Here is a 14128-nt window from a genome sequence, read left to right on the forward strand (position 1 = left end):
ACGATTAGAAGGGATAGAGCGCACTCAGCGGCTCAGCGATGGCAACGCCGTGCTTTCATCAGCACGGTGTAAAAACAGACAGGGCTCCCCTTCCCATTCCAACACAGCGCAATCGATCTGAATCTCGGCCAGAGACTGATTCAACTGGAGTAAAATAACCCAGGCCATTTCTCCATCATGGCTCAGTAATTTAAAGCCAATCAGGTTATTGTCTTCATCGCGTCCCCGCAGGGGAATGCCGTTCAGCGGAATCGGTTCGACTTTGATACCTGCGAAACCCGATAGCCAACGATAACTTTGCGGCAAACGATGCACTACCGAAAGTTGAAGAGTGTCCACTGTTACTTTCCCTCAGGTATGGTGATGGTGAACGAGCGCAGTGACGATGGTGTCAAAGGAAAAACGTTAAAGCTCAGTGTCCGGCGATTGCGGCACTGCTGAATTGTCATTTCTACAAGAATCCGCGTTGCAATAGTCATGAGTCACCCTTCTTAGAGAATGGAAATGATTGCAATACTGATTAATGCCACGTTGATCACATTTTAAGATTTTTAGGCGTTACTCTATTTTTAACGCTTTCCCCGTCATATCTCAACCCCTTTTGTTTACATCGTTCACTTTTAAATCATATATTTTACATTTATATAACAACACTTCCAAAAAAGACAATGCAGGATCGATAGAGCTTGACCGTGCTGGAAAATAAATAATCGAAACGATGAAGCCGACCAAAAGAGGAGAAATCAGAGGGTTCCGTTTACCGCATCACCGCGGCAAACGGAAAGTGATGTGAAAAATCAGCGAGAGCGAGCGGCATAACCGTAAAGCAGAAATGCGGCCACGGAACAGAGTGACATGGAGGCTATCATCGGCCAGGCACTGGTAAAACTCACCAATGACAGCAGGCTCCCGACCAGTGCCCCCATCCCAAAGCGCAATGTGCCTGCTAGCGAGGAAGCGGTGCCAACCATATGCGGAAAATCATCCAATATCACGGCCATGGCATTGGACATCACCATAGCGTACATCCGACATAAATCGCCACGCCCAATACCAGCGGCAAAAAGCCAAGATTCAGCGCATAGATGGCTACCAGAGCAATACCTACAGCGAACTGTATTAACAACCCAATGCGAAACATCTGATTGGCACCCAGACGACGCACTACACGACTATTGGTATAGGTGGTCAGAAACAAAAAGACCACGTTGAGCGCAAAGTAATAGCCGAAATGTTGTGGAGAAACACCATAGAGATCAATATAGACAAAGGGGCCAGCGCTTAAAAAAGAGAACATGCCGGAAAACGAAAATCCGCTTGCCACCATGTAAGCAGGCAAATACATATCGATGGCAAACGGTGTCAGCATCGACAACAAACCAAGAATAACAATCAAGCCAATATGTGATGGCGCTTTCCCCACTGCATATCTCCCAGGTTTTGCCCGCAAAAAATAAAAAAATTCACCGCGATGGCAGGCCTCCACCACGGTGATAGTAGGCTTAATAGCCTGTTTGTGAAGAAATCGTGTTTACATCAGGTTGATGACATACGCATGACGCAGCCTGAGCATGTATCAAGTGTGGCGCGCAGCGCCTCAACGCGCCATCACGCTGGCGACTTCTTCTGCGCTCAGTGCGCGATACTCTCCCGGTTCAAGCGTCTCATCCAGCGCAATCGCACCGATACGCTCACGGTGTAACTCGACAACGCGATTTCCCACGGCGGCAAACATCCGTTTGACCTGATGGTAGCGCCCTTCCCCGATGGTGAGCCGAACCTGATAGTCATCCAGCTTTTCCAGTTGTGCGGGTTTAGTCAGCGATTTCTCACCGTGCAGTTGCACCCCTTGTTCAAACTGCCGTGCCGTATCTTCCGCCAGCGGCTGCTCCAGCGTAACCAGATAGGTTTTTTCACAGTGATGTTTGGGCGAGGTGATACGGTGCGACCATTGGCCATCATCGGTCAGCAGCACCAACCCTGTGGTGTCGATATCCAGGCGTCCCGCTGCATGCAGTTTGTGGGCGACCGGTTCGTCAATAAAATAGAGGATAGTTGGATGATCCGGATCTTCCGTTGAACACACGTATCCCTGAGGCTTGTTAAGCATAAAGTAACGCGGGCCATTCTGCTGCACCAGCGCATTGCCATCGAACTCGACCTGATGTTCAGGTGACAATTTGAATGCGCCGCTTTTAACCACTTCACCATCTACCGTTACGCGCTGCGCACGCAACTCGCGCGCCACCAATGCACGGCTGATCCCGAGTTGCTGGGATAAAAATTTGTCCAATTGCATGAAAAAATCAACTGCCTGTCTGTGTTAAGGAAGGGAAATCATGCCGTAGTATAGCGAGTGATGACGATTGCTCCTAGAATGTCAGTCGTTTTCCCCTGTATGGGATAATGGATACGCACAAAATGTGCGATTGCGTCGCGTTAGCCGTAACTCAGGGTTCGCCCTTGGCAGATAAAAATATAGAATAAATACATCTTTTATTTTTAAGGGTATTCACAGGAGCACACGATGTCATCTATTCATGGTCATGAAGTACTGCATATGATGCTGGATTCTGCCGAATCGTACACTACCGAGGGGCTGATTGCCGCCATTGAGAAGCGCTTCGGTGCCGACGCACGCTTTCACACCTGCTCCGCTGCCGATATGAGCGCGGCCATGCTGGTGGATTTTCTGGCAAACAAAGGCAAGTTTGTCCCGCAGGAAGCCGGATTTACTACTGCTGCCAGCAAGATCTGCCAACACTAAGCAATGGCGTTCACCTTACGCCCCTATCAACAGGAGGCGGTTTCCGCCACGCTCGCCTATTTTCAGCAACATCAACACCCTGCGCTGATTGTGCTGCCCACCGGCGCAGGAAAAAGTCTGGTGATTGTCGAACTGGCGCGTCTGGCGCGAGGGCGAGTGTTGGTGTTGGCGCATGTCAAAGAGTTAGTGGAACAAAATCACGCCAAATATTGCGCCTGGGGATTGGAGGCCGATATTTTTGCTGCCGGGCTTAATCAACGCCGCAGCGAAGGAAAAGTGGTGTTTGGCAGCGTGCAATCTGTGGCGCGTAATTTGTCCGCCTTTACCCATTTTTCGCTACTGATTATCGATGAGTGCCACCGCATCAGCGATGACGACGACAGCCAATACCAGCAGATCATTACTCACTTGCGCGCACAAAATCCCGCACTGCGCTTGCTCGGTCTTACCGCAACCCCTTACCGTTTAGGCAAAGGCTGGACTTATCAGTATCACTATCACGGTATGATTCGCGGTGACGAACAGTGCCTGTTCCGCGACTGTATCTATGAATTACCGCTGCGCTATATGATCAAACACGGCTTTCTTGTGCCACCACAGCTCCTAGATATGCCCGTGGTGCAGTATGATTTCAGCCGTCTTGCCTTGCAGCCCCATGGTCTGTTCAGCGAAGCGGAACTCAACCGTGAACTAAAGCGACAACAACGCGTTACCCCCCAGATAATCAGCCAGATTGTCACCTACGGTGCAGAACGTAAAGGCGTGATGATCTTTGCTGCAACCGTAGAGCATGCTCGGGAAATTCACGGTCTGTTGCCCTCGGGTAAAGCCGCCTTTATCAGCGGCGAAACGCCAGCCGCAGAGCGCGATGCTTTGATCGATGCGTTTAAGCAGCAACAGTTGCACTACCTGGTCAATGTGGAGGTGTTGACCACCGGCTTTAATGCGCCGCATGTGGACGTTATCGCCATTCTGCGCCCCACTGAATCCGTTAGCCTGTATCAGCAGATCGTCGGACGCGGCCTGCGCCTGTCACCGGGGAAAACGGATTGCCTGATTCTGGATTACGCCGGGAATCCGCATGATTTGTATATGCCCGAAGTAGGCAGCCATAAACCGCACAGCGGCAGCCAGCCGGTACAGGTGCTTTGCCCGCAGTGTGGTTTTGCCAACCTGTTTTGGGGCAAAACCACACCGGAGGGCGATATCGTTGAGCACTACGGTCGCCGCTGCCAGGGCTATGAAGAGGACGAAGGCAGTGTGCGTGAGCAATGTGATTACCGCTTCCGCTTTAAAGTATGCCCCGAGTACGGTGCAGAGAACGACATTGCCGCACGTCGATGCCACCAATGCGATCACATCATGGTCGATCCTGACGACATGCTGAAAGCCGCACTAACGCTGAAAGACGTGCTGGTACTGCGCTGTAGCGGCATGCAGATGACAGCCGGACAGGATGAAAAAGGTGAGTGGCTAAAAATCACCTACGTTGATGAAGACGGCGCGGACGTCAGCGAGCGTTTTCGCCTGCACACGCCCGCGCAGCGCCGGGTATTTACCCAGCAGTTTCTGCGCGTACACCAGCGCGCATAGGGTATTAACCTTATATGGCAATCCGCGCAGGATATTTTGCGCCAGCAGGCCACCCTGCGTGCGCCAGGGCAAACAGCGGCAGGGCTTTTGGCAAGTGAGGGAAAAACTGTTTGATTATGAAGGCCGTTTTCGCCGCGCCAATGAATTGCGCTAGCCGCCGCAACACGGTTTCATTTGCCGCCACGCGGATATTCCGTTAGAATGCAGCCCGCTTTTGTCATGCAAAAGCAAATCTGTTCCAGTGTGAATAACGCATTCCATTGCGAATAACCTAACCTGTTGCTGGGTCGCCTGTAGCAGGTGTATTTTCTAAAAGAGAAAATCATGATCACTATCAACGCAGAAGTACGTAAAGAGCAGGGTAAGGGTGCGAGCCGCCGCCTGCGCGCAGCCAGCAAATTCCCGGCCATCATTTACGGTGGTGCGGAAGCGCCGGTATCTATCGCCCTGGATCACGACAGCGTTAAAAACCAGGAAGCTAAAGAAGGTTTTTACGGGGAAGTTCTGACCCTGGTTGTCGATGGTAAAGAAGAAAAAGTGAAAGTTCAGGCTGTTCAGCGTCACGCTTACAAGCCAAAACTGACTCACATCGACTTCGTTCGCGCTTAATTGTTTGGGAAAACCCGTGGGACGCCGCGTGTTTTCTTGATAAGCAAGAATGTCGATAAGAAAAACGCCGCATTTGCGGCGTTTTTCGTTGTCTGTCGTCAGACTTATTTGTCACCGCTACTCAAACGGCGCTGTAACTGATCGCGCAGGTTTGGCGGCGTGCCCTTGATGGTAAGCGTATCCGTTGTTGGATCCCAGAAGATACGTTCGCCCAATAACAAAGCGTCAAAGTTGATCGTCAAGCCACCGCCACTGCCAGCAAACTTGGTCAGTTGGCGCAGCGTACTGCGATCCGCAGGGAAACTCTCTTCCAGCGCATAGCCCTGCTCTTCAGAAAATGCGTGGAAGGTTTTCTCTCCTAGCGGCGGCAATTCCTGCGATAACGCAGCAACTTCTATCTCTTCCCCTGCCTGCAATTGTTCATTGCAGTAGCTGTACACCCGCTGGCGATACTGCTGACGCTCGTTTTTATCCAACTGCGCTTCTGCGCAATAGTCATCCACTGCCTGCAACAGGCCGCGATTCTGCGCTTTGGTATCAAGACCTGCGCTGGCTCCGAGGAAATCCATAAAGAAATCTGCGACTTTACGCCCTACTCGCCCTTTCAGGAAGGTCAGATAACGCTGGGATTCCGGGTTGGTTTCCCACTCGGTAAGATCGATACGCGCCACGATATCGGCATGGGGTATATCCAGATAGTGCGTGCTGCTGATATCCAACTGTTCATTAACACGCATGCTGCTGCAACTGTTCAGCACCGCCACCAGCAGATATTCCACCGCCAGATAGCGATATTGGCAGAACAGCACGATGCCGCCATCCGCAAAGGGATATTTCGCCAGTTCATCACGCAGCCGTGCGGTGGCCGCGCGACTAAACCCGAGGAAATCCTCTTCCCCTTTACGGCAGCCACGCAGCGCCTGAGCCAGTTCGCTCTGTTCATCGAACACGCCGTAGGCCTTGTTTTTCGCACTGTAGACGCGGTGCAACTCAGCCATCATCTCGTCAACGGCGGGTGTGGTATCTAATAACGAATCACGTAACACCAACTCCAACGTTTGCTCATCGCGTTTGATAAGCTGATGTAAGGCAATCCGGTCGATATCCAGACTCATGATAAACTCTCCTTTTTGGCAAGGAGCGTATTCAAACACCAACGCTCGTCCCCTGCAAGAGAAAGCCTCCGCCTGCCAGTGGTTGACGCTAAAATGATAAAATTGCGGAAAACGTCAGGTCGTTACGGTAAGATATTCCCCTTTATCAGCTTGAGAATCGCCCTTTTATGGCACAATTATCCCGTTACAGTGACGAACTCGTCGAACAGGTGCTTTCCGAATTGGTAAGCGTATTGGAAAAACACCATGCCCCCCACTGACCTCTCGTTGATGGTCTTGGGCAACATGGTCACCAATCTTATCAACACCAGCGTGGCGCCAGGGCAGCGTCAGGTATTGGCTCGTTCTTTTGCTGATGCGTTGCAAGCATCCATCACTACCCATAACGCGCACTAACACCGACCAGAGGCTATGGTAAGCAACCGTCACAACTATCGCGAAAAAGTCTCCCAGATGATCAGTTGGGGACATTGGTTCGCTCTGTTTAATATCCTGTTGAGCCTGGGAGTGGGTAGCCGCTATCTGTTCGTGGCGGATTGGCCCTCGTCGTTGCTTGGCCGTAGCTATGCCCTTGTCAGTTGGCTGGGGCATTTTAGTTTTATCGTCTTTGCTGTCTACCTGCTGGTTGTTTTTCCCTTAACGTTTGTGGTGATGTCACAGCGTTTGCTGCGCTTTCTCTCCGCTGCGCTGGCAACCGCAGACTTGACGTTACTGTTGCTTGATATGGAAGTGTTTAGCCGCTTCCATTTGCACTTGAACCTCACTGTCTGGGAACTGGTGATCAACCCCGATCAAACCGACCTGGCACGGGACTGGCAACTGATGTTTATCAGCATCCCCGTGATTTTCATGGTTGAGATGCTGTTTGGTACCTGGTGCTGGCAAAAGCTGCGCAGCCTGAACCGTCACCGCATTGGCATGCCGGTCGCAGCGGTATTTATCAGCGCGTTTTTCGCCTCACACATGATGTATATCTGGGCGGATGCCAACTTTTACCGTCCCATTACCATGCAGCGGACAACATTGCCGTTATCATATCCCATGACTGCACGGCGATTTCTGGAAAAACATGGCCTGCTGGATGCACAAGCTTATCAGCGTCGCATTGCGCTACAGGGCAACCCTGAGGCCATTACGGTCGAATATCCGCTGAACAACATTCAGTTCCGCGATGCCGGCAGTGGCTATAACTTGTTAATTGTGGTGACTGACCAGCTTCCGCTCGCCCGCATGCCGCAGTTGATGCGCTTTGCCGAAGAAAACGTACACTTCAGCAACCACTTCAATGCCAGCCAGAACGCGCAAAGCAGCCTATTCAACCTGTTTTACGGTATTTCAACCACCTACATGAATGGGATATTGAGTGCGCGTACACCCTCCGCATTAATGAGTTCTCTGAACCAACAGGGCTATCAATTTGGTCTGTTCTCTACCAATGGGTTTGATAACCCACTTTATCGCCAGGCATTGCTATCAGATTTTTCGCTGTCAGCACCTGTGATTCAGCACGATGTCGATACCGTTCAGCAGTGGCAGACATGGCTGGAAACCAGCACGCAAACCGCATCACCGTGGTTCTCTTATATTGAGCTTGGCACCAATGGCACTCGCGCGCCAACGGATGCTAAAGTCACCGATCAAAACATCGGCGCAATACTCAATACCTTGCAAAGCCAAGGTAAGCTGGACAATACCGTGGTGATTATTACGGCAAAATCCAGCGAGCGGAATAAAGGCACTCTCTACCGCCGATCGCAATGGCAGATCCCGCTGGTGGTGCATTGGCCGGGCACACCGGCGCAGACCATCAGCAAAATGGCGGATCAAAAAGACGTTATGGTGACACTGATGCAACGGTTGCTGCATGTAAAAACACCCGCCACAGACTACTCGCAAGGGGAAGATCTGTTTGCTGCCCAGCGGCGCAATAACTGGCTGGTAAACGGCAATCGCGGTGCATTGATGATCACGACGCCGCAACAGATCATCCAACTGGAAGCCAATGGCAACTATGATGCCTACAACAGTGACGGTGACAAATTGCGCGATGAAAAACCGAGTTTACCTCTGCTCTTGCAGGTACTTACGAGTGAAAGGCGATTTATTGCCAACTAACTGCCTAAATCTAAAGCGATCGCGCCAGCTGGCTATTGCAATCGGTTCAGGAGACGGTAATATAGCGCCCCATAGCGTCGGCACGTAGCGCAGCCTGGTAGCGCACTGTCATGGGGTGTCAGGGGTCGGAGGTTCAAATCCTCTCGTGCCGACCAAATAATCCCAAGAAAACCAACATTTTACGGTTGGTTTTTATGCTTGAAATTTGCCGATGGTAAAATTCCAGACTTCCCACGTTGAACATCCACGCGCATAACAGAAAGGGGAGCTTTCGCTCCCCTTTCTGGCAGGTCCATCAGCAACCATGAAATCATTAGAAACAATCTTGTAGGAAGATGCACCTGCTGCTTCAGCTTTTGCAGCCACCTGAGCTTCAAACGCGCTCAGCGTTTCTGCACCGTTCACTTGCACAGTGCCAACTTCTTGTGCAGCAAAGCTACCGAAAGAAACCAGACCAAGAGCAACAACTGCGGCAAATTTTTTGATAACGTTCATGATATAAATCCTTCTGTTCGATGTTTGATGAAAAGGCTGTTTGCCTTTGATGGGATGTATCATACCTCTATCGTTCAGATGTGAATATCAGAGAAAATTGCCATAATTATTCAAATAAATTGAACTGTATTATAAAGCGCCACTCGCACATTTCTCGTCTCAATGCCTTATCCTTTTTGCCTATCCTGACGGGCGAATTGCATCCATGCTTTTTAAGGTTCAAAAACAGACACCTTACGCATGAGCAATACAAAACGTATTGACACTGACGTTGTATCTATCTTATCGTTGCGCCGTTGCCGCAAAATCGGTGACCAGGTTTGACAGCCTGAACGTACAAGCGGACAACCACCTTATTTTTATGCGGTTTTTTTGTCCGTTCGCCAGGTTACGCCCAAATTATGGTGGGGCGTAATGGGGGAGCCTTCGGGCTCGCCGGGTGCTTGTACGCCGGTCTGTCAACCCTGTTACGTCTCACCCCCCGATTGACAGCGGTGTGGTGGGTTTTACAACCCCGTACAAGAGGCTACTGCTATAGTTGCTACCCCTGCTCCATTTCGCGCTGCATTTATCTTTTCCTTTTTAGCAATGCATTTCTTTACGCAGCCGCTTATCAGCCTCCTTTCGGTTCTGGAGGCGCACCATGTTTGATAACACACCGCTTACGCAAGAAGAACTGCTCGATCAATGCCGGGCACTGGCCTATGCCATCATCGAACTCAAAGAGCCACAGGCGAAAGAGATTCTGATGTTCATTCTTACTGAACGGCTGAATGCGCTCCACCGCACACAGGAATGTGAGGCAATGTGAGAATAGGCGAATAAATAACGTGCGGGCAAACGTACACGGCGATACTGTAATTCCGCTGGTCCCGATGCCTGCACAAAGAGATAGCTGAAGATCGGTGTCAGTGAATGACAGTGCATAATCAGCTCATTCAATCAGCAGTCTACTGAAGAAATTTGAAGCATATATTTTCGTTAAAAACGAACAGGGAAAATTCAGATGTGATGCCGCACATTTCAGCTTCAATAAGCCCATTCAGCCCAACGAATCCCGGACGTTATCTAACGAAGCCTATGGGAAATCTGTGGTAAACACCCATCGGTATCTCTCCTCATGGTTGGCACCTGCAATTATGCCGATGGTTCCGAGTGTGATTCTGAAAATATCGAGACCAAAGATTCTGGTCTGAATTGGGTAGAATAGACAAAAACCAGCGTTGAAAAGTGCCTTTTCTTCCCAGTTACGCATTATGGCTAAAAGCAAAGGTCGTAAAGCAGGAAGGAAAGCACTCCGAAATGGACGTTTTGTCATTCACGAATTAAGGATAACCGCTAAAATGGCAAAGGGATTATTTTCCGAGGTTCCAGCGGCTGGTAAAGTGTGATTGGTATGCTGATACGATAGCAGGCTCATCTCGAATAACCAGTACATTCTCTGAATTTTCAAATTCAGCAGAGCGCGCAAAATTGAAAGACCCCGTGTCAACAATGCTGCCATCAATAATCATCGTCTTATCATGTTGAATATGATAATGCTTATTTAAACGTACCTGAATATTATTCTCCCTGGCATATTCGATTGCCGACCTGCTGGTTTTATTTTGATTTCGCTTGTAATCAATCACACAGCGCACCTCGACGCCTCGTTTTTGAGCCTCTACCAATGCCTGCACAATATCTGGCGATTGAAAAACATAACCGATTAAGTCAATCGATTTGCTCGCGTTATTGATCACCTCCAGCACCATCGCTCTCGCGCTCCCTTCAGGGCTGAATCCCACCTGCACAGAAGCTAATGCAACACCCATTGTCATCAATAATCTAGCAGTTGCCATGGTTAACCTGTTTTTCATAAAGCAATCCCCATCAATGCTTTGTAATGCGTGTTACGCTACTCTCCCTTACGATCATCGACATTGATAAAGATCACGCGAGTACTTCGCATTCACAAGGTACAGAGGGTCACAGCGATCGAAAATTGGATTAAAAATAAACAATCAGGTGTAGATTATTCCAATTTCACATACCTCCTTCTCAGATATAATAGTTATGTAAACAAGTTAATTAGCGTTAGCCATACTGGGGCGTGACGGGGGAAAAGAGGTTATGAAGTAAACACTGATTGCACGAATTTCATCAGTGCTGGTGGCAGAGAAATCACTTGAGAGATTAGTTAGACAACTTCTTCAAATGCTTGAACTCGTCACCAATATGGAGTCGACATACCTCACCCATATTGAATCTGACAAAAACCTGCAACACGTGCTTTTCTCCCGTAATAGCAAAAAAATGCAGATTCCCGAAGGGCTTTCTGTTCCCTGGGATGACTCACTCTGCAAGCGCGCATTATCAGAAGATCGACTGATGACGGAGGATGTTCCTTTCCACTGGGGGGACTATCAAGCGGCAAAGCAGCTAGGTATTGCCACGTACGTTACCACACCGGTGCGTCTGGACGACGGCTCGCTGTATGGAACGCTGTGCGCCGTCAGCGCTGAAAAACAGAAACTGGACAGCCGCAGTGAACAAATATTGCAACTGTTTGCCGAACTGATTGCGCAATATATCCAGAGCCCCCACTATTTTCACATGCACTAAGCGCTAACCGCTTTGTCATCATCGCTTTTATCGACCTGGATGGATTTAAGCTGATTAACGACCGCTACGGTCATGAGACGGGCGATGATTTCCTGTGTGCCGTAGGTCAACGGCTCAAACAGGGTATTCGGGCAGAGGATATGCTTGGGCGTATTGGCGGCGATGAGTTCATCGTAGTTATTTCATGAAAATGCGAAAGATGCCGCACTGGCTTTTAAAACGCGCTTAACACCGCTACTGATTGGACACTATGCGCTCGAGAATTGCCACATTGACTACGCTGGAGCCAGTATCGGCACGATTGCCATCAATCCTGCATTGAGCACGCCGGACGAAACATTGCACGCGGCAGATACCGTAATGTATGAAGAAAAAGAACAACGCCGGCGCAAGTTGCATTAATCTTTTATTGTCAGCACGTCATTACGATGCAGACTGATGATTATGAGGTAGAATAGACTTCACCTCTCAGTGGCTAACCGAGTTTACTCCGTGAAACGATTTCTGATGGTGTTGATCATCACCAGCCTGCTTTCTGGTTGCGGCAGTGTCATTAGCAGAACGGCCAAGGGCATGGTCACCAATACTATCCCGGCGTTCAGTGGCTGCTTCAGGATCGCTGGTGGAAATACCTGCTGATTATCGATCTGCCACTTTCAATGTTGGCAGATACAATTTTGTTACCCGTAGACATGAAACACGGCCCCTACGAATAACACAAAGACTCAGCTGTGCAGCTCAACTCGATTGCGCCCACAGGACTTAGCCTGATATAGCGCGGAATCCGCCTTGTCGATCAGTTGCTGGTAATCAGGGTGATAATCAAATTCTGCCACATCAATACTGAGAGTGACGGAAAAAGATTGGTTGCCGAAAGCACTGATTGCTGTAGCTGCTACCTTTTCACGTAACGTATCGACGATCACCTTCTCCTGACGTAGCGATGTTTCTACCAGCAGCACCATAAACTCTTCACCACCATAGCGGAAGACATAATCACTACTGCGTACATGATCGTAGATCATGGCTGAAATACTTTTCAGCGTCGCATCACCCGTATCATGACCATAGCGGTCATTGACCTGTTTAAAATGATCCACATCCATCATGACCAGAGTAAAAGGTTTTTTCGTGCTGGTTGCCAGAGCGATCTCGCGACGCATGATTGTTGGGATAAAATGCCGGTTGAGTAAGTTTGTCAGTGGATCTTTGCCATTTTCAAATTTGACTAATTCATCAAACATCGAAGCAATAATCAGCGTAATTTGCCCGGTGAATTGCCGCACATTGCGCAGCAGACGCATGCGCACTTCCGCCTGAGAAACTTGCCCCGGTGACGCCGAGCCAATTTCACTATCCACCTTGTCAATCAGCGCATCCGTTTCGCGCAGCAGATCCGGAAAACCAAACAAATGCTTTCCTTGTGTGTGAAAACCATAACCCAAATTCCGAACGCCCCAGCGGGGTGATGTCGGCTAATGGCAATTCTGTCGCCACATGATAGATAAACTGGTTTTCCCAATTCATCAACGCCCACAACTGCCGTTCTCGTTCTACACTAACATCATCATATACGCTCAATACGCGATAACGTTCCTGATCGCGCATGGCATTTTTATAGGTGGGAGAATAAGCAACCGTCATCGCTTCCAAAGCGGTATCTATCGCCAATCCTCTGAAACACAGCGCACTATTGATAGCCTCCGAAGACAATTGCCCTTTTTTCGTTAATAGCGGATAGAGATCGCTTTTTAATTTACGAGCTCCACGTGCCACTAAATCGATAGGGAGGCCGATACGCGTATGTACGACACCCACATGGTGCTGCTGAGAAAGTAACGCAGCCAAATCTCGCTGAGAGCTGCCCAACACGCTACGTAACCAATGAAACATACTAATACTAAGCTGTTCAGTAACCTGCCGGGTATTCAGATAGCGATGTGCATATTCATCGTTGAGCATATAATCATATAATCATAAAATCTGTCTACCAGATAGCGTATTTCATCATCACTCAGAGATATCAGTGCGGCATGCGCTTCTGGTAGCGTGATATCAACCAAGGTACGCCATTAGCTCAATAATGGCTCAATGTGGTAATCATTTTTATCTGAAATCGTCATGGATGGGACATAATGTGGTTAGCCTGATGCCATAATAGGCGATTCATCTGCCATATACCACCGCGCTAACAGTTTCATTACAGATAATTTCCACTTGGCATCATAACAAAAGTAACGGTTGCGACACTCTCAAGATGCCTCGTACCACAAGCAGGAATAGCCTTTCCCCTTTCCGTGCACGCTTTCCCCTTCAGAGGACAGTATTCTCATTCATATAACTCAATGAGAATCAAGAGTTACTGGGAATTCCAGGCTCTGATAAATAACAATATTAGTCGACATAGATAATTAATCGAACATTAATATTTTTAAATAACTCGAAAAAATTAAAAACCATGCAAAAATAAAGAATGTACAATGACGAACAACTGTAACCGACGGACTATTAATGATTACACGTGCAACGTTTTTGGTATAATTGACGAATACCTTGAAACTCGGCATACCTGAATAATTTTTGCATCCACTGTTTGCGAAACAATCATTGCGGATGGTGACGAACATGCACCTTTGGTTGAATAAACTACTCAGTTAGCATGGCATATCGCGGCAACCTGTTGTCTCCAGAGGTTCGAGCAATCTTAGAACGCGGTGAAACCACAGAGCTGAAAAAATTCTGGATGTATCTGACCTTCATGAAGCAGAGGTAAAAACAGTCTCGCTCTGACCCAAACCAATACAGGCACCGCAAGGGCTATACCCGCCTG

Annotated in this window: 9 protein-coding genes, 1 tRNA gene and 7 pseudogenes; 9 read left to right on the top strand and 8 right to left on the bottom strand. The window is 48.9% G+C overall.

The window, feature by feature from the left end; all coding sequences use genetic code 11:
* Window positions 1-4 precede the first annotated feature (4 nt).
* From ACMZI0_RS06415 to rsuA, 3 genes and pseudogenes are all read right to left on the bottom strand, one after another.
* Window positions 5-339: pseudogene (locus ACMZI0_RS06415) on the bottom strand (YejG family protein).
* A 458-nt stretch (window positions 340-797) separates the two neighbouring features.
* Window positions 798-1333, bottom strand: a pseudogene (locus ACMZI0_RS06420) (Bcr/CflA family multidrug efflux transporter); the annotation flags it as partial.
* Window positions 1334-1597: 264 nt separating this feature from the next.
* Complete coding sequence (gene rsuA, locus ACMZI0_RS06425; protein ID WP_415672315.1) at window positions 1598-2299, bottom strand: 16S rRNA pseudouridine(516) synthase RsuA; 702 nt, start codon at window positions 2297-2299, stop codon at window positions 1598-1600.
* 228 nt (window positions 2300-2527) lie between these two features.
* On the opposite strand from rsuA, the gene ACMZI0_RS06430 reads away from it, so the two are divergent.
* The 3 genes and pseudogenes from ACMZI0_RS06430 to rplY all read left to right on the top strand — a co-directional run bounded on the left by ACMZI0_RS06430 (window position 2528) and on the right by rplY (window position 4969).
* Window positions 2528-2767 (top strand): YecH family metal-binding protein, encoded by a 240-nt coding sequence (locus tag ACMZI0_RS06430; RefSeq protein ID WP_415672316.1) that lies wholly within the window; start codon window positions 2528-2530, stop codon window positions 2765-2767.
* A 3-nt stretch (window positions 2768-2770) separates the two neighbouring features.
* Window positions 2771-4514 (top strand): annotated as a pseudogene (locus ACMZI0_RS06435) (DEAD/DEAH box helicase).
* Window positions 4515-4684: 170 nt separating this feature from the next.
* Window positions 4685-4969 (top strand): 50S ribosomal protein L25, encoded by a 285-nt coding sequence (gene rplY / locus ACMZI0_RS06440; protein ID WP_415672317.1) that lies wholly within the window; start codon window positions 4685-4687, stop codon window positions 4967-4969.
* Window positions 4970-5073: 104 nt separating this feature from the next.
* Here the strand turns inward: rplY and yejK are convergent, their stop codons facing one another.
* Window positions 5074-6084: a nucleoid-associated protein YejK gene (gene yejK / locus ACMZI0_RS06445; protein WP_415672318.1), complete on the bottom strand. Its 1011-nt coding sequence runs from the start codon at window positions 6082-6084 to the stop codon at window positions 5074-5076.
* 167 nt (window positions 6085-6251) lie between these two features.
* Here yejK and ACMZI0_RS06450 point away from each other — a divergent pair.
* The 3 genes and pseudogenes from ACMZI0_RS06450 (at window position 6252) to ACMZI0_RS06460 (ending at window position 8354) form a co-directional block, all read left to right on the top strand.
* A pseudogene (locus ACMZI0_RS06450) lies at window positions 6252-6480 on the top strand (YejL family protein).
* Between the two features lie 15 nt (window positions 6481-6495).
* Entirely contained in the window at window positions 6496-8199 is a 1704-nt protein-coding gene (gene yejM / locus ACMZI0_RS06455; RefSeq protein WP_415672319.1) for an LPS biosynthesis-modulating metalloenzyme YejM, read from the top strand.
* Window positions 8200-8277: 78 nt separating this feature from the next.
* A tRNA-Pro gene (locus ACMZI0_RS06460) sits at window positions 8278-8354 on the top strand.
* A 160-nt stretch (window positions 8355-8514) separates the two neighbouring features.
* Here the strand turns inward: ACMZI0_RS06460 and ACMZI0_RS06465 are convergent.
* A pseudogene (locus ACMZI0_RS06465) lies at window positions 8515-8694 on the bottom strand (YdgH/BhsA/McbA-like domain containing protein); the annotation flags it as partial.
* A 643-nt stretch (window positions 8695-9337) separates the two neighbouring features.
* Between ACMZI0_RS06465 and ACMZI0_RS06470 the strand changes: the two are divergent.
* Window positions 9338-9505, top strand: coding sequence for a hypothetical protein (locus tag ACMZI0_RS06470; protein WP_415672320.1), 168 nt, complete (start codon window positions 9338-9340; stop codon window positions 9503-9505).
* Window positions 9506-10049: 544 nt separating this feature from the next.
* Here ACMZI0_RS06470 and ACMZI0_RS06475 read toward each other — a convergent pair.
* A complete protein-coding gene (locus tag ACMZI0_RS06475) occupies window positions 10050-10553 on the bottom strand; it encodes a phospholipase D family protein (protein ID WP_415672321.1) in 504 nt (167 codons plus the stop codon).
* Between the two features lie 265 nt (window positions 10554-10818).
* Between ACMZI0_RS06475 and ACMZI0_RS06480 the strand changes: the two are divergent.
* A pseudogene (locus ACMZI0_RS06480) lies at window positions 10819-11700 on the top strand (sensor domain-containing diguanylate cyclase).
* A 105-nt stretch (window positions 11701-11805) separates the two neighbouring features.
* A pseudogene (locus ACMZI0_RS06485) lies at window positions 11806-12014 on the top strand (YceK/YidQ family lipoprotein).
* A 9-nt stretch (window positions 12015-12023) separates the two neighbouring features.
* Here the strand turns inward: ACMZI0_RS06485 and ACMZI0_RS06490 are convergent.
* On the bottom strand, window positions 12024-12710 hold the full coding sequence (locus ACMZI0_RS06490) for a GGDEF domain-containing protein (RefSeq protein ID WP_415672322.1): 687 nt from the start codon (window positions 12708-12710) through the stop codon (window positions 12024-12026).
* Window positions 12664-13260 carry a protoglobin domain-containing protein gene (locus tag ACMZI0_RS06495; protein ID WP_415672323.1) on the bottom strand — a complete coding sequence of 199 codons (597 nt, stop codon included), beginning with the start codon at window positions 13258-13260 and terminating at the stop codon, window positions 12664-12666. Before ACMZI0_RS06495 ends, ACMZI0_RS06490 begins: the two co-directional genes overlap by 47 nt.
* Between the last annotated feature and the right edge of the window lie 868 nt (window positions 13261-14128).

This window comes from Symbiopectobacterium sp. (assembly GCF_047692315.1).
Taxonomy (GTDB): Bacteria; Pseudomonadota; Gammaproteobacteria; order Enterobacterales; family Enterobacteriaceae; genus Symbiopectobacterium.

Bases quoted from the DNA above. Each gene is read 5' to 3' on its own strand.
- ACMZI0_RS06475 (WP_415672321.1), bottom strand. From the start codon at position 10,553: ATGAAAAACAGGTTAACCATGGCAACTGCTAGATTATTGATGACAATG.
- ACMZI0_RS06430 (WP_415672316.1), top strand. From the start codon at position 2,528: ATGTCATCTATTCATGGTCATGAAGTACTGCATATGATGCTGGATTCT.
- ACMZI0_RS06470 (WP_415672320.1), top strand. From the start codon at position 9,338: ATGTTTGATAACACACCGCTTACGCAAGAAGAACTGCTCGATCAATGC.
- rsuA (WP_415672315.1), bottom strand. From the start codon at position 2,299: ATGCAATTGGACAAATTTTTATCCCAGCAACTCGGGATCAGCCGTGCA.
- yejK (WP_415672318.1), bottom strand. From the start codon at position 6,084: ATGAGTCTGGATATCGACCGGATTGCCTTACATCAGCTTATCAAACGC.
- yejM (WP_415672319.1), top strand. From the start codon at position 6,496: ATGGTAAGCAACCGTCACAACTATCGCGAAAAAGTCTCCCAGATGATC.
- rplY (WP_415672317.1), top strand. From the start codon at position 4,685: ATGATCACTATCAACGCAGAAGTACGTAAAGAGCAGGGTAAGGGTGCG.
- ACMZI0_RS06495 (WP_415672323.1), bottom strand. From the start codon at position 13,260: ATGCTCAACGATGAATATGCACATCGCTATCTGAATACCCGGCAGGTT.